Origin of the sequence: Gelidibacter salicanalis, assembly GCF_016469035.1 — a bacterium.
Taxonomy (GTDB): domain Bacteria; phylum Bacteroidota; class Bacteroidia; order Flavobacteriales; family Flavobacteriaceae; genus Gelidibacter; species Gelidibacter salicanalis_A.
Genome location: NZ_JAEHJZ010000029.1, coordinates 107,431 through 130,804, shown reverse-complemented (window position 1 = coordinate 130,804; position 23,374 = coordinate 107,431). Strand labels below are relative to the sequence as shown.

Genomic DNA, 23,374 nt, shown 5'->3' with positions numbered 1-23,374 from the left:
AAATTAAATTAGTGAAACTCAATTTTTAAAAGTTGCGAAGCAATGAATTAAAAATTGTTAGTTGAACTAATCCCGCTTTTTAGCGGGATCCTTGGGTTTTATTCCCCGACGCTCTGCGTCGAAATAAAAAAGGAACTTCTACTTGATACCTCGTACCCTTGGGTCGAGGTTGTTCATTTTTTTAGTTTTGATTAAGAGTGCACTAGATCAATTGATGGCTAAGGGTTTTTAGGATCTCATCTACGGGAGTTTCGTAATCAAACCAAAGTGTATCTTCTTTTTTTCTAAACCAGGTGAGTTGTCTTTTAGCAAATCTTCTCGAGTTTTTTTTGATTTCAGAAACGGCGAACTCTAAAGTCCAATCGCCATTTAAAAATTTAAATATTTCACTGTAACCTACGGTATTAAGTGCGTTCAGGTGTTGCAAATGTTGGAGGTTTCTAACCTCCTCCAATAAGCCTTCTTCCATCATGAGGTCAACACGTGTATTGATGCGCTCATAAATGACAGCTCTTTCCGCCGTCAATCCAATGGTAATCGTCTTAAACGATCGTTGGGTTTTGTCTTTATTTAGAAAAGATGAATAGGGATGGCCACTACCAATAGAAATTTCTAATGCTCTTATAACACGATGCGGATTATCGAGAGCAATCGTTTCAAAAGATATAGGATCTAAAGTTTTGAGCTTTTGCTGCAAATATACCAATCCTGAGGTGCCAAGTTCCGTATTTAATGCTTCACGAATTGAAGGATCAACTTTAGGAAAATCATCTAGTCCCTTTGTAACCGCATCAATATACAGTCCGGAGCCACCAACCATAACAACCCAGTCATTGGTTTTAAAAAGAACATCCAAAGTTTGGAGTGCGTCTTTTTCAAAGGCACCAACATTATAATCTTCTAATACCGATTTGTGGTGGATAAAATGATGTGGCGCTTGATGTAGCTCGTCACTACTTGGTGCCGCAGTGCCTATTTGCATTTCCTTATAAAACTGTCTCGAATCTGCAGAAATAATTTCAGTTTTAAAATGGTTTGCGATGGCAATGCTCAACGTCGTTTTGCCTATTGCTGTAGGCCCAATAATACTGATGAGATATTTTTGATTCACAACACACAATTTTAGGTTTCTTGATTACGGGCGTTTAAGATGTGACCACAATTATAACAGTACTTGGCATTATCTTTATGTCTTTCTGCAGAGCAATTAGGACAGGCTTCTGTATTCATATCAACCTTTGGGGGTTGAGGGATATGAGGAAATTGACCTCTATGTTGGGCCGCATATTCTGCAGATACAATGCCAGTTGGCACCGCAATAATACCATAACCTAAAATCATAATCATTGATGCTATAAACTGCCCTAGAGGCGTTACGGGGGCTATATCTCCAAAGCCTACAGTTGTTAAGGTCACAATGCTCCAATAGACACTTACTGGTATGCTTGTAAAACCGCTTTGGTCTCCTTCCACAAAATACATTACGGTACCAAAAATGACGCTTACAATTAATACAGCAAATAAAAACACTAGAATTTTTGCACGGCTTGCTTTTAACGAATTGGCTAACATGTTGGAGGCACCAACATATCTCGCAAGTTTTAATATTCTGAAAACTCGAAGAAGTCGCAAGGCACGCAGCGCTATAAGCACTTGCGTCCCCATAAAAATTAGGGACAGATATTTTGGAATGGTGGAAAGAAAATCAATAACCCCATAAAAGCTGAAAATATATTTCCAGGGCTTCTTTACAGAAATTATTCTCAGTATATATTCGATGCTAAAGATAATGGTCACCACCCATTCTGCAATGTTCAAAAAATAGTGGTACCGGGCATCAAACTCTTTGACGCTTTCTAACATTACAAAAAGAATACTTGCAATAATCGTAATAAGCAGAACAACGTCAAATAACTTACCCGATGGCGTATCAGCCTCATAGATGATTTCATGAAGCCTAAACTTCCAATCTTTTTTTTGCTTGTTATTATGCATAAGCTCAAAAATACTAAAAGATTGCCTATTTCTTCTTTATTACCACAAATACATTTGTTCTTACATGCAACGTGTTGCCCACATTACCTTGGGGTATTTGATAGCATGTAGTACTCTATATAATGTCCGTGAGAGATGCACTTCTAATGCAAGGTGTCATTATGATATAAAAATAAGTGAGAGGAAATCAGTGTCACTGTATGGTTTTTCACTTAGGGAGTAACGTCCGTTTAATTTGTTTATTTTTTCTGAGGTAACTTTGAATTATATGCATTGTATCTCTAGTGTTTTCCATAGGTGTAATGATGGATTCCAATACTTTTTTATTGGTAATTTGGTAATTGAGATTATAATACCCAAAGCCTTTGAAAAGTCCGTCTTCAATAAGCAGCACACTGTGCTCATCTAAAGCTCTTCCTTTGTCAATAATAATTAAATCATGATTGTCAAAACTATTGGCCGTTATCACTTCTTGTACTCTAAGATTATAGTCTTCTGAAGATTCTTCCTCTATACACGCCCCTTCACAGTCGTTAGTTGCGTATTTAAAACAACTTTTCTTTGTGGCGTCCAATCCCACCAATTTAGGACAGAGCTTAAAGTTTTCAATAACGTTCAGCAAAAATTGCTTCCCACTTTGATAATTTGAAAATGTAGTAATGGTTTTCTTTCTACCATCAGCAGCATCAACTTTTAAGTTGACATATCCATTTTCATCTGTAAAACTGTAGAGTGCATGCGTAAATATATTTCTTCTCATGGCGCGGTTAAAAGAAGGCTTGTTTCTTTTAATTTCAGCACTCTCTTTAAGTAAGGCTACCAACTCACTGCCGGTAGCTTCATGGGTCACTGCAGCCACTTGATTCTGCATCTTTTTAGATTTCGGATTGGAACTCGTAAAATGCTGATTGACCCTATTTTTAATATTCTTACTCTTACCAATAAAAATGATCTTACCATAGGTGTCATGTAGATAATACACCCCCGTAATGGAGGGTAAATCATCAATGATATGCTTATGATTGGATGATAGCTTGTATTTTGGCTCCACTTTTACCGCAGCTTGGATAATTTGTTTTCTCAAGTCTTTGGCCAATAGTATTTTAAATAATTTTACGGTGGCCAGTGCATCTCCAGAAGCACGATGTCTATCACTTACCGGAATACCCAAAGCTCTTGTAAGTTTGCCCAAACTATAGGATTCTTGCTCTGGCATAATTTGTTTTGATAGCTCAACTGTACAGAGCGTCTTACGCTCAAATTCAAAACCTAGTCGGCTGAACTCAGTACGTAATATGCGATAATCAAATTCTGAGTTATGTGCCACTACAATGCAGTCTTCAGTAATTTCAACAATGCGCTTCGCAACCTCATAAAATTTAGGTGCAGTGCGTAACATATTACTGTTAATCCCTGTTAAGTTAACTACAAAAGGTTGTATTTCCCGTTCCGGATTGACCAAGCTGATAAATTGATCTACCACTGTGTGGCCATCAAATTTGTAAATAGCGATTTCAGTGATTCCTTCTTCATTGAATTTACCGCCAGTGGTTTCTATGTCTAATATTGCGTAAATGAGCTTGTTTTTTATGGACCTTCTTTTGCCTTTAAATAATTAAATAAGAGAAAAGCGTGGTGTTTTTAATTAACTATTTTGATTCCTATAATCGTTTTAATGAACTGTTTTTATATTGTGTAAATGATGCGATTAATCGTAATTCCGTTCGCCAAAGATACTACTTCCAACTCTAACCATAGTGCTGCCACAGGCAATTGCGGTTTGGTAATCGCCGCTCATGCCCATACTTATAGTCTTTAATTTAGAGTTTTTAAGTTCTAATGTATTGAGGTCTTCAAAAATTGATTTGAGTTTCTTAAACTCGTTTTCAATTTGATGTTCCTGGTCCGTAAAGGTAGCCATACCCATCACGCCAACAATGACAACATTGTTCAATGCTGAAAAGGCATCAGATTGTAAAATGTCCTGAGCTTCTTTAGAAGTCATTCCAAATTTGGAATCTTCATCTGCAATTTTTATCTGAAGCAAACAATTGATGGTTCTGTCATGTTTTTTTGCTTGTTTGTCAATTTCCTTTAAAAGTTTAAAGTTGTCAACGCCATGGATGAGACTTACAAATTCTGCCATGTATTTCACTTTGTTGCGTTGCACGTGTCCAATCATATGCCATTCAATATCCTTTGGCATCTGGGCCTCTTTATCGACCATTTCCTGGATTTTGTTTTCTCCAAAAATGCGTTGCCCGGCATCATAGGCTTCCATGATTTCACTGACAGATTTTGTTTTTGAAACCGCAACTAAGGTCACCTGTTTTGGCAGGGATGATTTTATGCGTTGAAGATTGTTTTTAATACTCATGATCATACATTTATGTCTGAAATTCGTTAGCTATGGAACGAAGAAAACAAACAAGTTCTTATTTTAAAATTCATAAATTGTAACGCCACATCTCAATTTTGGTTCAATAAATGTGCTTTTGGGAGGCATCTTAAATCCGTCGTCAGCAATGGTTTTCATTTCTTCCATAAAGATCGGAACCATCCCAAAACCAACGCTATAGTTGCCACTATCTATGGCACTTTTCATTGAAACGATGTCTTTCTTTCCATTGATATACCCAATTCGGCTATCATTCCTCAAGTCTTTAATGCCTAAAATAGGCTGTAAAATGGTTTTATACAAAATTTGAGCATCCAAAGCATCCAGCGAAGTTTCAATAGTATAACTTGCTTTTCTGAGATAAAGTGAATAGAATTCACCATCTAAATACATACTAAAATGATGTTTTTTAGAGGGATGATAAGGTGTTTGGCCTCTGTTTTCAATGCGATACATCATATCCAACTGAATGAGAAGCTCTTCTTTAGACAAGCCGTTCAAATCTTTGATGACCCGATTGAATTCATGAATTTTTAAATCAGATTCAGGGATTAAATAACTCATAAAAAAGTTATAAGGCTCCATACCAGTGTGCTGAGGATTATTTTCTTTTAAATCTTTATACAGCAAATAGGATGAAGATGACCTGTGATGCCCATCGGCAATATACACCCTCTTCATGTGTTGGAACTCCTGTGCTATTTTTTGAATTTGGGTGTCATTATCAACTTTCCATAACAAATGGGTATCTCTATACGTGGTCGTAAACTCATATTCTGAACGCTCTTTTTGCACCTCTGCTATAATTTGTGCTATGACTGCATTGTCAGGATAGGTGAGAAGCACTGGCTCAGCATTAAACCCGACAGTTTTCAGGTAGTCTTTAAAAACAACTTCCCTAAATTCAATGGTATCTTCATGTTTTTTAATGACATCATTTTCATAATCTTCAGCACTTGCCGCCGCAACAATCCCGTTAAAAACCTGATGATCTCTATCGGTAATTTGATATATGTAATAGCAGGGCTTCGTGTCTTGAACAAAAATTGAATCCTCTTTAAATTCTAAAAATCTATTTCTGACTAAATTGTAACGTGCCTCTCCCGAGATCTGTTTATCAAATTTATAGCCTGGATTGACAATGTGTAAAAACGAAAATGGATTATCCCTTAGGCGCGACTCCCGTTGCTCTAAAGTGTAACTTTGATAAGAACGAGCAGCTACCAGACTCACTTTGTCTCGCGTGGGCCTGACTGCTTTAAAAGGAATGATGTTAGCCATTTAGATGGTATTGCTTCGTAATTCTTCCAGAGCTCATGAGGAGGTTGCATACTTACCGCTCAAGCTGAAGATGTTAGACTATAAAAATTGTTGCGATACGTTTTCCGCCTTTCTACTTTCCGAATAATCATAAAAACCCTCACCAGATTTTACGCCTAATTTCCCTGCACGTACCATATTAATCAATAATGGACACGGTGCATATTTAGGATTTTTAAAGCCCTCATACATCACGTTTAAAATAGAAAGACAAACGTCTAACCCAATAAAATCAGCCAGTTGTAAAGGACCCATTGGGTGCGCCATACCCAGTTTCATTACGGTATCAATTTCAGTAACACCAGCAACACCGTTGTAAAGTGTTTCTATAGACTCGTTAAGCATTGGCATTAAGATTCTATTGGCTACAAAACCAGGATAGTCATTAACTTCAACAGGATCCTTTCCTAAAGTTTTTGAAAGGTTCATAATGGTTTTGGTCACTTCATCGCTCGTGTTATAACCACGAATGATTTCCACCAATTTCATAATCGGAACCGGGTTCATAAAGTGCATCCCAATAACTTGTTTAGGTCTAGTGGTGACGGCCGCAATTTGTGTGATTGAAATAGAGGAAGTGTTGGTGGCCAAAATGGTGTCTTCTGAACAAACCTCGTCCAATTGTTTAAATATTTTGAGTTTAAGCTCACTGTTTTCAGTGGCCGCTTCTACTACTAAACTTGCGTTTTTCACACCTTCAGTAATATCCGTATAGGTGGTAATATTGCTTAGAGTGTCATTTTTTTGAGCGTCATCAATTTTTTCTTTGGCAACCATCCGATCTAAATTTTTCGTGATGGTGTCCATACCTTTTTTAAGTGATCCTTCACTGATATCAATGAGTTGAACTTTAAATCCGCTTTGGGCAAAGGTGTGAGCGATGCCGTTTCCCATGGTTCCGGCTCCAATTACTGCTATATTTTTCATTAAAAATTTTATTTTGAATTCCCTCTAAATTGGGACTCGTATGGATTGTGTGTGTTGTGTTTGATATGGTGTAAACGATTAATCCTCAACTTAAAACTGATCAATAATCATCGTCGCTACACGCAACGCTTCAGTGCCGTCATGAAGTGTAACAATGGGTGTGGTATTATTATTTATGGCGTCTGCAAAGGTTTCCAATTCATCCAAAATGGCATTGTTGTCAGAAACTTCAGGATTGTCAAAATAGATTTGTTTCTTCACCCCTTCAGCATTTTGTAGGATCATATCAAAATCTCCCGGACTGGCGGGCGCATCCTTCATTTTAACCACTTCGCATTTTTTCTCTAAAAAGTCCACAGAAATGTAGGCGTCCTTTTGAAAGAATCGGGTTTTACGCATGTTTTTTAAGGAGATTCTACTAGCCGTCAAATTGGCCACACAACCATTCTCAAATTCAATACGGGCGTTGGCGATATCTGGCGTATCACTAATGACGGACACCCCACTGGCAGAGATGTTCTTGACTTTTGAATTCACGACGCTCAAAATAATGTCAATATCATGGATCATTAAATCTAATACCACAGGAACATCGGTCCCCCGTGGATTAAATTCTGCCAATCTATGGGTTTCGATAAACATCGGATTGTCAATTTGATGTTTTACCGCTTTAAAAGCAGGGTTAAAGCGTTCTACATGCCCCACTTGACCTTTTACATTGTTTTCAGCAACTAAAGTTCGGATGGTTTCAGCCTCTTCAACGGTATTGGTTATAGGTTTTTCAATAAAAATGTGCTTGCCTTTAGAGATGGCCAACTTTGCACACTCATAATGAGATAAGGTTGGGGTTACAATATTCACAACATCTACAGCGTCAATAAGGCCTTCAATGGTGTTAAAATATTTATAGCCAAATTCAGTCTCAATTTTTTTGGCGTTGGTCTCATCTGCATCATAAAAACCAATTAAATCATATTTTTCTGACTGATTTAGAAGGCGTAAGTGAATTTTTCCAAGATGACCAGCACCAAGAACTCCTGCTTTTAACATAGATTATACGTTTTATACAAAAATAGCTTTTTTTTAAGGTAGAAAAAAGAAAAAGAAACGAGAAAGATGTAGGATGACTGATTGTAGAATATAGAAGTTAGATGGTATTGTGCAAATCGATAAACCCTGAAAAAATAGTAAGATTTTGGCTGTATCATCACTATAAATCTCAAGATTCCGAAGCTTTTAAATCAAATTGACAGTTTTAAATGAAGGGCTGTTTTTTGGGATTGGGAATTTGTGATTTGCTTATATTTGAAGTAGTTTAGCCAGCAAACACTACCGCTTTGAAAGATACGTTTAAACATAAGGGCTTGCGTCAGCAACTTGTTGGCATTGTAAAGGATAAAGGAATTACAGATGAAAAAGTATTAAAAGCCATTGGTAAAATTCCCAGACATCTCTTTATGGATTCCAGCTTTTTGGATCATGCGTATCAGGACAAGGCATTTCCAATTGCAGCTGATCAAACCATTTCGCAACCTTATACTGTGGCGTTTCAAACAGAACTTATGCAGATTAAACCTGGCGATAATGTGCTTGAAATTGGCACGGGTAGTGGCTACCAAACTGCTGTGCTATGCGAGTTGGGAGCGAAGGTGTACAGTATTGAACGCCAATTGGAATTGTTTAAAATTACCAGTAAATTCTTACCAAAACTCGGGTATCGTCCTAAAAAATTGATTTTTGGAGATGGTTATAAAGGATTGAAAGAAGAAGCACCTTATGATAGTATCATTGTCACCGCTGGCGCGCCATTTGTCCCGAAACCTTTAATGAGTCAATTGAAAATTGGTGGTCGTTTGGTGATTCCGGTAGGTGATCAGGTACAGACTATGACCTTATTTATTAGAAAAGGGCCAAAGGATTTTGAAAAGCATGAGTTTGGAGAGTTTAGGTTTGTGCCACTTTTGGAGGATAAAAATTAAAATTGAAACCCATTGTCAGTTCGAGTGTTTTGGATAGCGTCTGGAAGAGAGCTATCCAAAACGTATCGAGAACCGTGTTCATAACTCTTCTGTAGATCGCTTCTCGATACATTTTTCAATCACTCTGGTGCTTGAAAAACACTCGAAGTGACAAGGTAGGTGCCAAAAAAATAATAATGTCAGTTCGAGTGTTTTGGATAGCATCTGGAAGAGAGCTATCCAAAACGTATCGAGAACCGTGTTCATAATCCATTTGCAGATCGCTTCTCGATACATTTTTCAATCACTCTGGTGCTTGAAAAACACTCGAAGTGACAAAGGCAGGTGCCAAAAAAATAATAATGTCAGTTCGAGTGTTTTGTATAGCGTCTGGAAGAAAGCTATCCAAAACGTATCGAGAACCGTGTTCATAACTCTTCTGTAGATCGCTTCTCGATACATTTTTCAATCACTATGGTGCTTGAAAAACACTCGAAGTGACAAAGGTAAGTGCCCAAAAAATAATAATGTCAGTTCGAGTGTTTTAGATAGCGTCTGGAAGAAAGCTATCCAAAAAGTATCGAGAACCGCGTTCACAGTTTCTTTGTAGATCGCTTCTCGATACATTTTTCAATCACTATGGTGCTTGAAAAACACTCAAAGTGACAAAGGCAGGTGCCCAAAAAATAATATTGTCAGTTCGAGTGTTTTGGATAGCGTCTGGAAGAGAGCTATCCAAAAAGTATTGAGAACCGTGTTCATAACTCTTCTGTAGATCGCTTCTCGATACATTTTTCAATCACTCTGGTGCTTGAAAAGCACTCGAAGTGACTAGGTAGGTGCCAAAAAAATAATAATGTCAGTTCGAGTGTTTTGGATAGCGTCTGGAAGAAAGCTATCCAAAAAGTATCGAGAACCGTTCTCATAGTTCTTTTGCCGATCGCTTCTTGATACATTTTTCAATCACTCTGGTGCTTGAAAAGCACTCAAAGTGACAAAGGCAGGTGCCCAAAAAATAATATTGTCAGTTCGAGTGTTTTGGATAGCGTCTGGAAGAGAGCTATCCAAAAAGTATCGAGAACCGTTCTCATAGTTCTTTTGCCGATCGCTTCTTGATACATTTTTCAATCACTCTGGTGCTTGAAAAGCACTCAAAGTGACAAAGGCAGGTGCCTAAAAAATAATATTGTCAGTTCGAGTGTTTTGGATAGCGTCTGGAAGAGAGCTATCCAAAAAGTATCGAGAACCGTTCTCATAGTTCTTTTGTAGATCGCTTCTCGATACATTTTTCAATCACTCTGGTGCTTGAAAAACACTCGAAGTGACAAAGGCAGGTGCCCAAATAATCATATTGTCAGTTCGAGTGTTTTGGATAGCGTCTGAAAGAGAGCTATACAAAACGTATCGAGAACCGTTCTCATAGTTCTTTTGCCGATCGCTTCTCGATACATTTTTCAATCACTCTGGAGCTTGAAAAACACTCGAAGTGACAGCGTGAATTTTTACTCAAGAATATTCAAAAATTTCAATCCAAAGATTACCGCATCGCCTTGGTAGCCGTTTTGATAAGAACGCACATAATCAACCCTTAAAAATCTAAATTTCTTAAAGCCTATATTGTCTAGGCCAATTGTATATTCCTGATATGGTTTTTGGTGTTCTGTGGCAAACCCATGGGCGCCAATGACCAGGTTGTAATTCAATTTATTGAGTAAAGGCACACGGCTTAAGAGCAACCCCTTAAAATCATGTTCGGCGTGCATTTCTAAATAAGAGTTGTTGGTGCTGAGTGCGTAATACGGCAAATTGTTGAACACGTTTAAATACGAGCTTGACGTTCCAACGTGCGTTTGGTTACCATTTGGGTGGTAATAATCCATAAATCCAATAGCCTCAGCATTAAAAAATGTTCCTGCTTTAAGGTTGTATTTAAAATCGCCTTTATTGCCGACATTAAAACTTTGGGTCAGTCGTAGTTTGAGCTGATCAAAATTATACTGTTGTTCTGAGGCGGCAAATCCTTTTTCATAACCTAGAAAGAGCGTTGGATAATCGCTATTTGGGATGTTGATCTTGCTATCCGGATAACTTAAATAGTCCTGTCCAAAATTGAAACGCGCATTCAGATTAAATTTTAAAAGATGATGCGTATTAAAAGCAGGAACTCCAAAAACGTTTGGGTTGAGCGGATTATTGCTGGTGTAAGCATCATTTTCATCATTAAAAAACACTTGATCCGTAGTGTTTACCAATGCTTTACGGCGCTCATAAGCCAATGTGCTATACATCGTGATACCATTTGATACCTCTTGAGAGTAGCCTACTTCTGCGAAACTCTTGTCGTAAATCTTCATGTAATTGTCCTCGAAAAACAATGAACTTATTGAATTTACCAAGGGAGAAATTGGCTGTGCTTCATTAAACTGCTGTGTTTTTACACCACCAGATACTGTTAAAAAGTGCTTACTAATATTGTTGAATTTATATCGAAACGAAGCTGTTGCTCTCAAGCGTTCATCAGAGACGCCATATTGTAAAGCCGCATTGGCTGCAAAATACCGTCGGTACTCATCTTGGTTTTTTCGATAATAAAAGTTCAATTTTGAATTGTAGCCTTGAACGGTATTGAATTGAAAATCTGAAAGTGGCGAACTGTAGCCTATAGACCAATCTTCAAAAGAATTTCTATGGCTGTAACCAAAAAGGATATTTCGCATTTTAAAGGCGTTGTTTTTGGCATCAATAGAATCGAGGTAAGGTCTGGATTCCCTAACCGATTGTATGCTGTCCTTTACTAAATAATCGCTGACTTCCTCATCCGTTAAGGGGACCGGTCTAATACTTTTCCAATAGGTGGAATCTTTTTTATTCGCTTCAGTAGCGAAGGATAAAATTTCCTTTCCGAACGATTTTTTGGTCAATTCAGGCGCGAAGTTATAATTGCTATATACAGCGGTGTAACGGCCATCGCCTTTAAAACCAAATAACGAATAACTGAAATCGATTCCCTGGGAAATGATCACCCAAATTTGATCTTTTTCAGAATACGAGAAATTTTGTGTGATGGTGATCACTTCTGCTGGCGGAATTTGTGCTTGGATTCCTGTGATGTCCAGTTCCACAGCGTAAATGGTCCATTGGTTGTCTACAATATAAATGCTTCCAGAAAAGATGCGATCATTTTCACGTCTTGGTATGACCTTAATTTTGTTGATGAGATTGCCTTTATCGTCATAAAAAACGCCTTCTAACTTATACTTATAGTAATTAAAAGCGTAATCAGCAATGGGAGAAATAATTTGATTGCCCAATTCAATGGTGTTATTATAAAAGTTGAAATCGACATCACTAGCGGTATTAAAACTGAAGCCATTATTGTCTCCACTGACTTTAGAGGCGATAATTTTTTCCTTGAGCTTGTCTGGACGCATGTAGTCGATTTCAGAAATGGTTTCAGACAGGTATAAAATCCCACTTCTTGTAGAATCCAGTCCCACCATAAAGTCATCCAATTCCTGGCCAAAAAATTTTTCAGGAGCGTTCTTTATTCGGATAAGTCCACGAGAATAGAAATTCGCTTTAAAAGCATTGATTTTCTCCAGATTTGTTTTTCGGGAAGCGATCGTTTTTCTCATGATAATATCTGCAGGATTTTCATCAGAATTAATCACAATTTCATTCAACGAAATTTGTTCTTCAGAGAGCGTAGCATTTAAGGTAAAAGGAAATTGTTTTATCTCAATTTTTTTTTTGACCGTTTTGTAACCTAAAAACTGGAAGACAATGGTGTAGGTGTCAGGTGTGCTGAGATTAAGTTCATAATAGCCCTCATCATTACTGGTGGTTCCTGTAAAGGAATTTTCTACATAAATATTGACGAATGGGAGCGGGGCATTATTGTGATCTGTAATGCGGCCTTTTAATTGTGAAAACGCTTGAAGGCTGATAAAAATAAAAAATAGCGGGAGTAGATGTTTGGTCATTTAGTTGGGTTTAGAGTGCTTTAGTAACTTATACTATGGATGTAAAGTCTATAGGCAACTCAAACTTAACTATAAAAAGCATTGCTGTTTGTTATAGCATTCTTAAATTAGTGAAACTCNNGGGTCGAGGTTGTTCATTTAATTGAATTGGGCGTTGGGTGATAGAGCATCTGTAGTTGTTGAAATTTAAGGATGTTGTTTTTTTTCAAATGCTTATTTGTAGATTTTTTTGATCCTATCGAGGTTGATTTTATTCTCACGGTCTCTGATAGTATCTCGCTTATCATAAAGTTTCTTACCTTTTCCTAACGCAATTTCCACCTTGGCAAAACCTCTATCATTGATAAACAAACGCAACGGCACAATGGCGTATCCTTTAGTTTGGACATCTTTGTGTAAAGACTTAAGCTCTCTTTTATTTAACAGAAGTTTACGTTCTGCTTTTGGCCTGTGGTTATAGTAATTACCAAATGCATATTCTTCAATGTTCATGTTAATGACAAAAAGCTCGCCTTTATCATTAAATTCACAAAAACTTTCAGCTATGGACGCTTTTCCACTTCTAATGGATTTGATCTCTGTACCCGACAAAACAATTCCAGCGGTATATTTATCCAACAGTTCATAGTTAAACCGTGCTTTTCTGTTTTTTATGTTGATGTTTTTCTGCATAGGAAGCCAAAGGTAAAACATTTAAGATAACTTTTAAAGAAGACCCAACTGTTATCTTTAATTTTGTACATTCAAATTTAAAGAATTATGATGTTAAAAAATACACTATTCTTAGTCTTGTTGATGACTTTGTTAACTTGTAAACAAGACAATAAGGAAGTTGTTGCCACTGAATCTGCTAAAGAAATTATTCAACAATCGATATTGGCAGCAGGAGGTAACGTGTTTGACTATTCAAATATTAATTTTGATTTCAGGGATATACATTATAAAGCGCATCGTGACGGCGGAAAATTTCAATTGGAACGGTATATTAAAGATTCAGTGTCTGACATTAGAGATGTCCTGAATAACTCAGGTTTTGAACGGTTCCAAAGTGATGTTAAGGTGGAGCTTTCAGATTCATTGGTGGCGCTCTATAGTGCCTCTGTTAACTCTGTACATTATTTTTCGGTATTGCCTTACGGATTGGACGGAAGCGCGGTGTATAAAGACTATTTGGGAACAGAGGAGATTGAAGGCAAATCGTATCACAAAATAAAAGTGACGTTTTCTGAAGACGGCGGGGGTGAAGATTTTGAGGACGAGTTTCTGTATTGGATTGACCAAGTCTCTTACGACGTAGATTATTTGGCGTATTCCTATGAAGAAATTGATGGGATGGGCTATCGTTTTAGAGAAGCTTATAATGTTAGAATGGTCAACGGTTTACGTTTTGCAGATTATAACAATTACAAACCCACCACATCAGATTTCAATTTCGAAGATTTGGGCCTTATGTTTAACAAGGACAAACTCGAACTTCTTTCAAAAATTGAGCTCCAAAATATTGAGGTAGAATCGCTTAATTAATCGTGAGCAAGATATCCGCCGTTTTACCGTTGATGAGCGTAACAATATAGAGGTTGCCATTGTTGGCATCATCTATATGTTCGTGTTTTTTCTCTCCAAGAACTGCATTAACAAACTCTGGTGTTGTATTGCTATGACCAACAATGAGCACGGTTTTACCTTTAGTCGCTGATTTAAAGACGTCATCAAAATAGTTTTCTGTGGTATAGCTGGTAATGGCAACATTATTTTTATCAGCAATAGGCTGCCCCGTTTCTTTGGTTCTATAATAGTCTGTCGCGTATACAGCATCAAAAGTAATGTGTTCTAAAATACTGTTCCACTGTTGGGCTCTTTTATGGCCTTTCTCAGTTAAATGCGCATCTTGTTCAGAAGGATCGGTACGGTCTTTTTCTGCGTGACGAATGAAATAATAGGTGGTGATTTCAGAAGTGCTTTTCTCTTGAGACGTACAATTTAAGGAGAAAATAGCGACACAAAGGACAAATAGATTACGTACCATAAAAGAAGTGTTTGGAGGGTTTAAATTAAGCTAATTCGAGCGCTATTTCAATCATGTCCTTAAACGTTGACGCTCTCTCATCGGCTGTGGTGTGTTCACCCGTAAGCAGCGAATCTGAAATGGTAAGAATACTTAAGGCACTCACGTTATGTTTGGCTGCAATGGTATACAGTCCTGAGCTTTCCATTTCTACGCAAAGGACGCCAAATTCTGACCATTTTTTATAAGCTTCAGGATCATCACCATAAAACTCATCGTTGCTAAGTACGTTTCCGGCTTTTAATGGGATATTTTTGGCTTTTGCGGCTTCCAATGCTTTTTGAAACAGGCCAAAATCTGCGGTAGGTGCATAATCTGCACCATCAAAACGCAATTTATTGATACCAGAAGTAGAAGAGGCTGCCATGGCTAAAACTATATCTCTAATCTTAACGTGTTTTTGGTAGGAGCCAGCACTTCCAACTCTTATCAGGTTTTTGACGTTGTAATCTGTAATTAATTCATGGGCATAAATGGAAATACTAGGCACGCCCATTCCTGTGCCCATTGTAGAGATAGGTTTGCCCTTGTAGGTGCCGGTATATCCAAGCATACCTCTTACGTCATTAAATAATTTAGGCGATTCGAAATAGGTGTGTGCAATCCATTTGGCTCGCAATGGATCTCCTGGAAGAAGAATGGTTTCAGCAATCTCTCCTTTTTTAGCTTCAATATGTATACTCATTAGGTTGGTTTAAACCCTAAAGATAAAGATTAATTTTTGTCTGAAGATAATTTCTCTATCATCATTGCAACCCCAGATGAGGTTCCAATTCTGTCAGCACCAGCATCTATATACTTCAGTAAAGTATCTAAATCTTTGATACCACCTGAAGCTTTTATTTTGGCATTGTCCTTAACAATCTTTTTGATGATCTTAACCGCTGTAAGTGTGGCACCGCTTTTAGAAAAACCGGTAGATGTTTTGATAAAATCAACCTTAGCATCCATACAAATTTCACATGCTTTTACGATTTCGTTTTTAGAAAGTTCACTAATTTCGAGAATGACTTTAAGCGGTACGTTACCGATAGCCCTTTTAACTCCAGAAAGATCCTTAAATACGGCAACATGGTTTTGGCTTCTAAGCAACCCAATATTAATAACCATATCTATTTCATCTGCCCCGTCATAAATGGCATTCTTAGCTTCAAAAATTTTAGCTTCTGTAGCCATAGCCCCTAAAGGAAATCCAATTACCGACACAATTTTAACCCCTGTTTGTGAAAGCAACTGTTTTGCCAAAGAAATATAGCAACTATTAACACAGACCCCGTAGAATTTGTGTTTTTTGGCATCGTTGCATAAATCGATGATTTCTCTTTCAGTGGTGCTTGGTTTTAAAAGCGTATGCTCAATATAATTATTGATATCCATGACATTTTCTTAGGTTAAGTGTCGCGAAAATACGATAAGCGGTTGTTTTATTGAAGCTTATTTTCACTTTTTAGATGAATGGTAGTATATAGCATGCTGACGCCATTAACCATCTTTGAATGAGGTTTATAGCTTATTTGATTTTATCAAAATAAGATCTCGGCCACTGTATTTTGGCGCGATGAGAACAAAATGAACACTATCAATCGAGTGTCAGGCTACATTTTTTGATAGAGACCTAGAGCTTGTCCGATTGGAGTGTTGTACCGCATTTTCGAAGTTCTAAAGTGGTGGGGCAATCCATTTGGCATAGTCTGATTCAACATTGCCCTTATAGAGAATCCTAATTGGCTTTTCCTAACCTTAAAGTTGTGTCAAGAGACTGTGCGACCACTCTATAGCACTACTCAAATTATCAAAGATCTCGTAGGGTTTGTCATAAAATTCTCGTTCATATTCGGCGTTTTTTCGCATCATCTGCGTTTTCGGAATTAATGCGATGGCCACCAAATTAGGGATTTTTTCAGCTTCTGGATAAATAAGAGGGTTCACAGAGTAAGACTTCGCCCGGTTTGAAATATAGACCATTTTTTTTCCGATAAAATGTTTTTTTATACAATCGTTTAGCAAATCATTGTGCTGTGGTTCAATAACAACCCCTTCTTTAACCTGATTGATGATGAATTCATCAAAAACAAAAGCTTCACTATCTTTAAAATTATAATATTTTACAATGCCCATATGTTTTGTCGTTTTGATATCAAGGATTAAATTATCCTTTAGAAAGTATTCGTGTTAACCCGATCAATAATAACCCTATCACAAAAAGAAACAGCACACATCTTTTTCAAGATTTGTGCTGTTTCTTTCCATCCAAACTAACGATAAAATCCTCTCAGGTTTTTAAAAGACCTGAACATCTCAACATTTGTTATTTTTCTACGTCGTCTACCAATTGACCTTGGTTTCTAAACACCAACTTATCATTGAAAGAATCTAATAGTACAATACTGTCTGTACTAATTTTGCCAGAAAGTAGTTCTTTACTGAGTTCATTCAATACTTCCTTCTGAATGACTCTTTTTACAGGTCGTGCACCATACTCAGGATTATAACCTTTTTCAGCTAAATAAGCTGTTGCTTCATTGGTGGCATCGAAGGTGATGCCTTGTTTTGCGAGCATACGTGTCAATCCTTTTAATTGTAGACCGACAATCTCAATAATATTTTCTTTAGATAATGGTGTAAACATAATGATGTCGTCAATCCGGTTTAAAAACTCAGGTCTCACACTTTGTTTTAACAAGCCTAACACGTCTACTTTTGCAGATTCCAATGCCGATTCGATATCTTTTGTAGCTTCAAAACGCTCTTGAATAATTGCACTTCCCATATTGGACGTCATGATGATGATGGTGTTTTTAAAATCGGCAACACGACCTTTATTATCTGTTAAACGTCCTTCATCCAACACTTGTAGTAAAATGTTAAAGGTGTCCGGATGGGCTTTCTCTATTTCATCAAGCAACACCACTGAATAGGGTTTTCTTCTAACGGCTTCAGTTAACTGCCCACCTTCATCATATCCTACATATCCTGGAGGTGCTCCAACCAAACGGCTCACACTATGACGTTCTTGATACTCACTCATGTCAATACGCGTCATCGAGTTTTCATCGTCAAAAAGATATTCAGCCAAAGCTTTGGCCAATTCTGTTTTACCGACACCTGTAGTTCCTAAAAACAGGAACGTACCAATAGGTTTTTGGGCGTTTTGCAATCCTGCGCGACTTCTTCTCACCGCATCACTTACCGCAATAATAGCCTCTTCTTGTCCTACCACACGTTTGTGCAATTGGTCTTCTAGTTTTAAGAGTTTTTCTCTATCACTTTGAAGCATCTTGGTAATAGGGATCCCTGTCCATTTTGCTACAACTTCCGCTATGTCCTCATAGGTTACTTCCTCTTTGATTAAGGAATTTCCTGATTGATTTTGTTGCAATTCTTTTTGGAGCTTCTCAAGTTGCTCTTGGGCTTCCTTGATTTTTCCGTAGCGTATCTCAGCTACTTTACCGTAATCGCCATCGCGTTCCGCGCGTTCTGCTTCGAGTTTAAACTCTTCAATGCTCGATTTGGCGGTTTGGATATTGTCCACCACTTCTTTTTCGCTTTTCCATTTCGCATTGATTTCGTTGCGTTCTTCTTTGATATTGGCCAGTTCAGAACGTAAGGTTTTGAGTTTGGTTTCATCTTTTTCACGTTTTATGGCTTCAATCTCAATTTCCAACTGCATGACTTTTCTGTCCAAAACGTCCAATTCTTCTGGTTTAGAGTTGATTTCCATACGCAATTTGGAAGCGGCCTCATCCATTAAATCAATGGCTTTGTCCGGTAGGAACCTATTGGTAATATAACGCTCAGACAACTCTACGGCGCCAATAATGGCTTCATCTTTAATTCGAACTTTATGGTGGGTTTCATATTTTTCTTTAATTCCACGGAGTATGGAGATTGCGCTTTCTGTATCCGGCTCGTCCACCATCACTTTTTGGAAACGACGCTCTAAGGCTTTGTCTTTTTCAAAATACTTTTGATACTCATCAAGGGTTGTTGCGCCAATAGCACGGAGCTCACCTCTAGCCAATGCTGGTTTTAAAATGTTGGCCGCGTCCATTGCGCCCTGTCCGCCACCGGCACCAACAAGAGTGTGAATTTCATCAATGAACAATACAATATCACCTTCACTAGACGTTACTTCTTTAATGACCGCTTTTAGACGCTCTTCAAATTCTCCTTTGTATTTGGCGCCTGCAATAAGGGCGCCCATATCTAAGGCAAACACTTGTTTCTCTTTGAGGTTTTCAGGTACATCACCATCTACAATACGGTGTGCCAATCCTTCGGCAATGGCAGTTTTACCTGTGCCAGGCTCTCCTACCAAAATAGGGTTGTTTTTGGTACGACGCGATAAAATTTGAAGAATCCGTCTGATTTCTTCGTCGCGACCAATCACCGGATCCAGTTTGCCATCCTTGGCCATTTGGTTGAGGTTTTTGGCGTATTTGTTTAAGGAGTTATAGGTGTCTTCCTGACTTTGAGAGGTAACGCGATCACCTTGACGTAATTCATCAATGCCAGCAGTCAACGCTTTTTCCGTGACTCCTTGGTCTTTCAACATCTGTGCGATCTTACTATTGGATTTAAAAACAGCTAAGATCAAATGTTCAATAGACACATAATCATCCTTCATTTTTTTTGCAATAATCGCTGCTTCATTGAGCGCCTTATTTGCTTCTCTAGACAGCATGATATCGCCTCCTGAAACCTTTGGGTAACTTTCAAGTTGTTTATCTAGAGTTTGTTGTAATAAATTGATATTGACATTCAATTTTTTAAGAAGGAACGGCAATACGTTTTCGTCAACTTCAAAAATGGCTTTAAAAATATGCTCATTTTCTATTTGTTGGTGGCCAAGACTCTGAGCAAGTTGCTGTGCTTGCTGAATGGCCTCTTGTGATTTTATGGTATAATCGTTAAAATTCATAATTGTGCCCCAATTATGGGTATGTTTTTATGGGTTAATAACTAGTTTGTATCTTATCTTATCTTTTCTATTCTTTTCTATGATTAACCACAACGTTGCTGTACATGTGTATGTGATTATACTATACAAGTCAATTACCCTACCAATTGGAGTGGGTCGACAAAAAGTCAGCTGAACGCAGTGATAGCAAGACATTTAGTCAGTTTGTAAGATTTGAAAAACGTTGCGACTGATGTTATAAAGATAGTAATAATCGGAATGGCGTTCCGTTAATCTATTTATAAAATATAACTTTGAAATTAAGGAATTCCGACATTACGGAACAAAAAATAAAATACTATGGGATTATTGGATAAATTATTTAACACCTCATCACATACTGCTAAAAGTGGTGACTCGTCAAAAACTAATAGCGATTTACCTTGGATTACTCTAAATAACCTAGAGCAATTGGACCTCATTAAAGAGCGTTCCAAGACCAAAACACAGTTTATTTTTAAACACTCCACGCGCTGTGGGGTTAGTAGGATGGTGATCAGCCAGTTTAAAAAAGAGTATCAGTTGGACGAAAGCGAAGCAGATCTGTATTATTTAGATTTGTTAAGTCACCGAGACATTTCAAATGCTATTGCTGACCAATTTAAGGTGATGCACCAATCGCCTCAATTATTAGTCGTAAAAAATGGAGCCGTAGTAAAGCATGATAGTCATAGCGGCATCAATAGTTTGCAATTAGATACATTTATTTAAGCACTGTTTGCTGCTACTTAAATTCAACTAGGGTATAATAATTCCCAAGTATAGGCCAAATATGAATGAGGCTTCATTGCGAAATCCCTTGAGGGCCCTCCAAATAAAAAGCACGACGATCAGTATATACCAATCGTCGTGCCTCTAACTTTAAATATTTCAGAGTATTATTTTTTCTTTTTTGGATTATAGATCGGTAACAATTGGGTAGAAACCTCACCAAATCCTATTCTGGTACCGTCTTTTTCACAATGGCCTCTCATAATTACCGTATCGTAATCGTCGATAAATTTACGTTCAGTGCCGTCCTTCATGGTCAAAGGTTTTTCGCCTTTCCAGGTCAATTCTAACATAGACCCAAAAGAATCTTCTGTAGGGCCAGAGATGGTACCACTTCCCATCATGTCTCCTGAGTTTACAGGACAGCCGTTAACCGTGTGATGCGCCAATTGTTGCGCCATATTCCAATACATATATTTGAAATTGGACTTGCTGACAATGGCTTCCTTCGCGTTTTTTGGACGTATGGCTACTTCTAAATTAATATCATAGCCTTTTTTTCCTTTAGATTGAAGGTAGGGTAAAAGCGGTTTTAGAGGTTTTGGACTCTCAACCTTAAACGGTTCAAGGGCGTCTAGGGTTACGATCCAAGGCGACATAGACGAAGCAAAGTTTTTAGCCAAGAACGGTCCTAAAGGCACATATTCCCATTTTTGAATATCACGTGCTGACCAATCGTTAAACAAGACCAGTCCAAAAATATATTCTTCCGCTTCGTTAACTGGAATAGATTCGCCTAAATCGTTGGCATCTGTAGTAATAAATGCCATTTCCAACTCAAAATCCACCAACTTAGAAGGACCGAAAATTGGTTCAGTGGCACCATCGGGCAAGGTTTGTCCTTTTGGTCTGTGCACTGGAATTCCCGAAGGAATAATTGATGAACTCCTACCGTGGTATCCTACAGGAATGTGTAACCAGTTTGGCATTAACGCATTTTCAGGGTCCCTGAACATCGTGCCCACATTGGTGGCGTGTTCTATGCTCGAGTAGAAATCAGTGTAATCACCTACTTGAACAGGCAATTGCATTTCAATCTCGTCCAATCTAAAAAGAACGATTTCCTTATGTTTGGTATTGTTTTTTAAAGAGCTGTTATTGCTGTCAAAAATTTCAGTAATCCTGTCTCTAACGGCACGCCATGTTTTGCGACCATCAGCTATAAAATCGTTTAAGGTATCCTGAAGAAAGATATCGTCAGTAAGGGGTATACCTTCAAAATAACCCAGCTGATGCAATGCACCAAGGTCAATGGCGGTATCGCCAATACGTGTACCAATGGTAATGATGTCATCTCGTGTTAAGAAAACACCAAATGGAATGTTCTGTATTGGAAAATCAGAGTTCTTTCCCACGTGAAGCCACGATGTTCTATCGGGGTTATTTGCTGCTAAAGGCATAGTGTTATGATTAATTAGTTTGTGTTTAAATGTAGTCAAACCTACATATTTTTTTTAACTAAAAACCAAAAAAATACTTAAAATTACGTTGCTTCTACTCAAATACAATTCAGTTATGTTCAGATGAAAAATCCTTTTTTATGTCTGAAATACGTATTGTATTTAGTACTTTTGGCTAAATTTAAAACATTCATTAAACCTTCTTTTTAAGAGGACTAAAAAACACAACATTTATGCAACGCGACCAACAAATATTTGAGCTTATAGAAGCTGAAAAAGAGAGACAATTACACGGTTTAGAACTCATTGCTTCAGAGAATTTTGTGAGCGATCAGGTGATGGAAGCCGCAGGATCAGTTTTGACCAATAAATACGCTGAGGGCTACCCAGGAAAGCGCTATTATGGTGGTTGTGAAGTTGTAGATGAGGTGGAACAATTAGCCATTGATCGCGCTAAAGCGTTGTTTGGCGCTGCCTATGCAAACGTGCAACCACACTCTGGAAGTCAAGCCAATACTGCCGTATATTCTATGTGTTTAAAGCCTGGCGATAAAATTCTTGGTTTTGATTTGTCCCATGGTGGCCATTTGACCCACGGATCTCCGGTTAATTTCTCAGGAAAGCTTTACAATCCTTCGTTTTATGGAGTAGACAAAGCAACGGGGCTAATTGACTATAATAAATTAGAGGAAACTGCTAAAAAAGAAAAGCCAAAAATGATAATTGCCGGAGCATCGGCCTATTCTCGTGATATGGATTTTGAAGCTTTTAGACAGGTTGCTGACCAGGTAGGGGCAGTGTTAATGGCAGATATTTCCCATCCCGCAGGTTTGATAGCCAAGGGGATTCTGAATGACCCAATGCCGCATTGCCATATTGTAACCACTACTACTCATAAGACCTTAAGAGGACCACGAGGCGGAATGATTTTAATGGGCGAAGATTTTGAAAATCCATTCGGGATGAAAGCTCCAAAAGGCAATTTAAGAATGATGTCTTCTGTTTTAGATTCCGGTGTGTTCCCAGGAAACCAAGGGGGACCATTAGAACACATTATTGCTGCAAAAGCAATTGCGTTTGGTGAAGCATTGACCGATGAGTTTATGCACTATATGTTGCAAGTTAAAAACAATGCCGCTGCTATGGCAAAAGCGTTTGTTGATAGAGATTACCACATTATTTCTGGTGGTACTGATAACCATATGATGTTGATCGATTTAAGAAATAAGAATATTACTGGTAAAGACGCTGAACAAGCGTTGGTAAAAGCAGATATTACGGTAAATAAAAACATGGTGCCGTTTGATGATAAATCGCCATTTGTAACCTCTGGAATCCGCATTGGAACACCAGCAATTACTACCAGAGGCTTGAAAGAAACTGATATGGATGCTATTGTTGGACTGATTGATGAAGTCCTTAGCAATTACGATAACCAGGCTACGCTAGATGCTGTTGGAGAAAAAGTGAACGCAATGATGAAAGGCAAGCCGTTGTTTGTATAATTAATCGACAACTTATAACGCTTAAGGGCCTCACTGGTTATCAAAACAAGTGAGGCTTTTTTAGTTATGGTCGTTTCGATTCGGAAGTGTAG

Annotated in this window: 19 protein-coding genes; 4 read left to right on the top strand and 15 right to left on the bottom strand. The window is 37.8% G+C overall.

Annotated elements, in window-relative coordinates:
• Positions 1–202: 202 nt before the first annotated feature.
• The 7 genes from miaA to JEM65_RS12485 all read right to left on the bottom strand — a co-directional run bounded on the left by miaA (position 203) and on the right by JEM65_RS12485 (position 7,690).
• Positions 203–1,111 (bottom strand): tRNA (adenosine(37)-N6)-dimethylallyltransferase MiaA, encoded by a 909-nt coding sequence (gene miaA / locus JEM65_RS12515; RefSeq protein WP_199600003.1) that lies wholly within the window; start codon positions 1,109–1,111, stop codon positions 203–205.
• An 11-nt stretch (positions 1,112–1,122) separates the two neighbouring features.
• On the bottom strand, positions 1,123–1,995 hold the full coding sequence (locus JEM65_RS12510) for an ion transporter (protein ID WP_199600001.1): 873 nt from the start codon (positions 1,993–1,995) through the stop codon (positions 1,123–1,125).
• A 208-nt stretch (positions 1,996–2,203) separates the two neighbouring features.
• Positions 2,204–3,571: an exonuclease domain-containing protein gene (locus JEM65_RS12505; protein ID WP_199600021.1), complete on the bottom strand. Its 1,368-nt coding sequence runs from the start codon at positions 3,569–3,571 to the stop codon at positions 2,204–2,206.
• Between the two features lie 132 nt (positions 3,572–3,703).
• Positions 3,704–4,372, bottom strand: a complete 669-nt coding sequence (locus JEM65_RS12500) for a YggS family pyridoxal phosphate-dependent enzyme (RefSeq protein ID WP_199599999.1) — start codon at positions 4,370–4,372, stop codon at positions 3,704–3,706.
• 63 nt (positions 4,373–4,435) lie between these two features.
• The gene (locus JEM65_RS12495; RefSeq protein ID WP_199599997.1) at positions 4,436–5,674 is read right to left on the bottom strand and encodes a DUF1015 domain-containing protein; all 1,239 of its coding nucleotides are present in this window, start codon (positions 5,672–5,674) and stop codon (positions 4,436–4,438) included.
• Positions 5,675–5,752: 78 nt separating this feature from the next.
• On the bottom strand, positions 5,753–6,640 hold the full coding sequence (locus JEM65_RS12490) for a 3-hydroxyacyl-CoA dehydrogenase family protein (RefSeq protein ID WP_199599995.1): 888 nt from the start codon (positions 6,638–6,640) through the stop codon (positions 5,753–5,755).
• A 90-nt stretch (positions 6,641–6,730) separates the two neighbouring features.
• Positions 6,731–7,690 carry a Gfo/Idh/MocA family protein gene (locus JEM65_RS12485; RefSeq protein WP_199599993.1) on the bottom strand — a complete coding sequence of 320 codons (960 nt, stop codon included), beginning with the start codon at positions 7,688–7,690 and terminating at the stop codon, positions 6,731–6,733.
• A gap of 287 nt (positions 7,691–7,977) precedes the next feature.
• On the opposite strand from JEM65_RS12485, the gene JEM65_RS12480 reads away from it, so the two are divergent.
• Complete coding sequence (locus JEM65_RS12480) at positions 7,978–8,619, top strand: protein-L-isoaspartate(D-aspartate) O-methyltransferase (protein WP_199599991.1); 642 nt, start codon at positions 7,978–7,980, stop codon at positions 8,617–8,619.
• 1,481 nt (positions 8,620–10,100) lie between these two features.
• Here the strand turns inward: JEM65_RS12480 and JEM65_RS12475 are convergent.
• The gene (locus tag JEM65_RS12475) at positions 10,101–12,581 is read right to left on the bottom strand and encodes a DUF5686 and carboxypeptidase regulatory-like domain-containing protein (RefSeq protein ID WP_199599989.1); all 2,481 of its coding nucleotides are present in this window, start codon (positions 12,579–12,581) and stop codon (positions 10,101–10,103) included.
• A 213-nt stretch (positions 12,582–12,794) separates the two neighbouring features.
• A complete protein-coding gene (gene smpB / locus JEM65_RS12470) occupies positions 12,795–13,253 on the bottom strand; it encodes an SsrA-binding protein SmpB (RefSeq protein ID WP_199600019.1) in 459 nt (152 codons plus the stop codon).
• A gap of 87 nt (positions 13,254–13,340) precedes the next feature.
• Between smpB and JEM65_RS12465 the strand changes: the two genes are divergently transcribed.
• A complete protein-coding gene (locus tag JEM65_RS12465) occupies positions 13,341–14,105 on the top strand; it encodes a DUF6503 family protein (protein WP_233530638.1) in 765 nt (254 codons plus the stop codon).
• Here JEM65_RS12465 and JEM65_RS12460 read toward each other — a convergent pair.
• The 5 genes from JEM65_RS12460 to clpB all read right to left on the bottom strand — a co-directional run bounded on the left by JEM65_RS12460 (position 14,098) and on the right by clpB (position 19,567).
• Positions 14,098–14,607, bottom strand: coding sequence for a SixA phosphatase family protein (locus tag JEM65_RS12460; protein ID WP_199599987.1), 510 nt, complete (start codon positions 14,605–14,607; stop codon positions 14,098–14,100). The genes JEM65_RS12465 and JEM65_RS12460 overlap by 8 nt on opposite strands.
• Positions 14,608–14,632: 25 nt before the next feature.
• On the bottom strand, positions 14,633–15,331 hold the full coding sequence (gene deoD / locus JEM65_RS12455; protein ID WP_199599985.1) for a purine-nucleoside phosphorylase: 699 nt from the start codon (positions 15,329–15,331) through the stop codon (positions 14,633–14,635).
• A 29-nt stretch (positions 15,332–15,360) separates the two neighbouring features.
• The gene (gene deoC / locus JEM65_RS12450) at positions 15,361–16,023 is read right to left on the bottom strand and encodes a deoxyribose-phosphate aldolase (protein ID WP_199599983.1); all 663 of its coding nucleotides are present in this window, start codon (positions 16,021–16,023) and stop codon (positions 15,361–15,363) included.
• A 363-nt stretch (positions 16,024–16,386) separates the two neighbouring features.
• Complete coding sequence (locus JEM65_RS12445; protein WP_199599981.1) at positions 16,387–16,764, bottom strand: hypothetical protein; 378 nt, start codon at positions 16,762–16,764, stop codon at positions 16,387–16,389.
• A gap of 190 nt (positions 16,765–16,954) precedes the next feature.
• Positions 16,955–19,567 carry an ATP-dependent chaperone ClpB gene (clpB, locus tag JEM65_RS12440; protein WP_199599979.1) on the bottom strand — a complete coding sequence of 871 codons (2,613 nt, stop codon included), beginning with the start codon at positions 19,565–19,567 and terminating at the stop codon, positions 16,955–16,957.
• Between the two features lie 339 nt (positions 19,568–19,906).
• On the opposite strand from clpB, the gene ytxJ reads away from it, so the two are divergent.
• Positions 19,907–20,317 (top strand): bacillithiol system redox-active protein YtxJ, encoded by a 411-nt coding sequence (gene ytxJ, locus JEM65_RS12435; RefSeq protein ID WP_199599977.1) that lies wholly within the window; start codon positions 19,907–19,909, stop codon positions 20,315–20,317.
• Positions 20,318–20,484: 167 nt separating this feature from the next.
• Here the strand turns inward: ytxJ and fahA are convergent, their stop codons facing one another.
• Entirely contained in the window at positions 20,485–21,777 is a 1,293-nt protein-coding gene (gene fahA / locus JEM65_RS12430) for a fumarylacetoacetase (protein WP_199599975.1), read from the bottom strand.
• 233 nt (positions 21,778–22,010) lie between these two features.
• On the opposite strand from fahA, the gene glyA reads away from it, so the two are divergent.
• Positions 22,011–23,282: a serine hydroxymethyltransferase gene (gene glyA / locus JEM65_RS12425; protein WP_199599973.1), complete on the top strand. Its 1,272-nt coding sequence runs from the start codon at positions 22,011–22,013 to the stop codon at positions 23,280–23,282.
• Positions 23,283–23,374 lie beyond the last annotated feature (92 nt).

Bases quoted from the DNA above. Each gene is read 5' to 3' on its own strand.
- JEM65_RS12490 (WP_199599995.1), bottom strand. From the start codon at position 6,640: ATGAAAAATATAGCAGTAATTGGAGCCGGAACCATGGGAAACGGCATC.
- JEM65_RS12465 (WP_233530638.1), top strand. From the start codon at position 13,341: ATGATGTTAAAAAATACACTATTCTTAGTCTTGTTGATGACTTTGTTA.
- JEM65_RS12510 (WP_199600001.1), bottom strand. From the start codon at position 1,995: ATGCATAATAACAAGCAAAAAAAAGATTGGAAGTTTAGGCTTCATGAA.
- ytxJ (WP_199599977.1), top strand. From the start codon at position 19,907: ATGGGATTATTGGATAAATTATTTAACACCTCATCACATACTGCTAAA.
- JEM65_RS12495 (WP_199599997.1), bottom strand. From the start codon at position 5,674: ATGGCTAACATCATTCCTTTTAAAGCAGTCAGGCCCACGCGAGACAAA.
- clpB (WP_199599979.1), bottom strand. From the start codon at position 19,567: ATGAATTTTAACGATTATACCATAAAATCACAAGAGGCCATTCAGCAA.
- JEM65_RS12445 (WP_199599981.1), bottom strand. From the start codon at position 16,764: ATGGGCATTGTAAAATATTATAATTTTAAAGATAGTGAAGCTTTTGTT.
- JEM65_RS12475 (WP_199599989.1), bottom strand. From the start codon at position 12,581: ATGACCAAACATCTACTCCCGCTATTTTTTATTTTTATCAGCCTTCAA.
- glyA (WP_199599973.1), top strand. From the start codon at position 22,011: ATGCAACGCGACCAACAAATATTTGAGCTTATAGAAGCTGAAAAAGAG.
- fahA (WP_199599975.1), bottom strand. From the start codon at position 21,777: ATGCCTTTAGCAGCAAATAACCCCGATAGAACATCGTGGCTTCACGTG.
- deoD (WP_199599985.1), bottom strand. From the start codon at position 15,331: ATGAGTATACATATTGAAGCTAAAAAAGGAGAGATTGCTGAAACCATT.
- JEM65_RS12460 (WP_199599987.1), bottom strand. From the start codon at position 14,607: ATGGTACGTAATCTATTTGTCCTTTGTGTCGCTATTTTCTCCTTAAAT.
- JEM65_RS12485 (WP_199599993.1), bottom strand. From the start codon at position 7,690: ATGTTAAAAGCAGGAGTTCTTGGTGCTGGTCATCTTGGAAAAATTCAC.
- deoC (WP_199599983.1), bottom strand. From the start codon at position 16,023: ATGGATATCAATAATTATATTGAGCATACGCTTTTAAAACCAAGCACC.
- JEM65_RS12500 (WP_199599999.1), bottom strand. From the start codon at position 4,372: ATGAGTATTAAAAACAATCTTCAACGCATAAAATCATCCCTGCCAAAA.
- smpB (WP_199600019.1), bottom strand. From the start codon at position 13,253: ATGCAGAAAAACATCAACATAAAAAACAGAAAAGCACGGTTTAACTAT.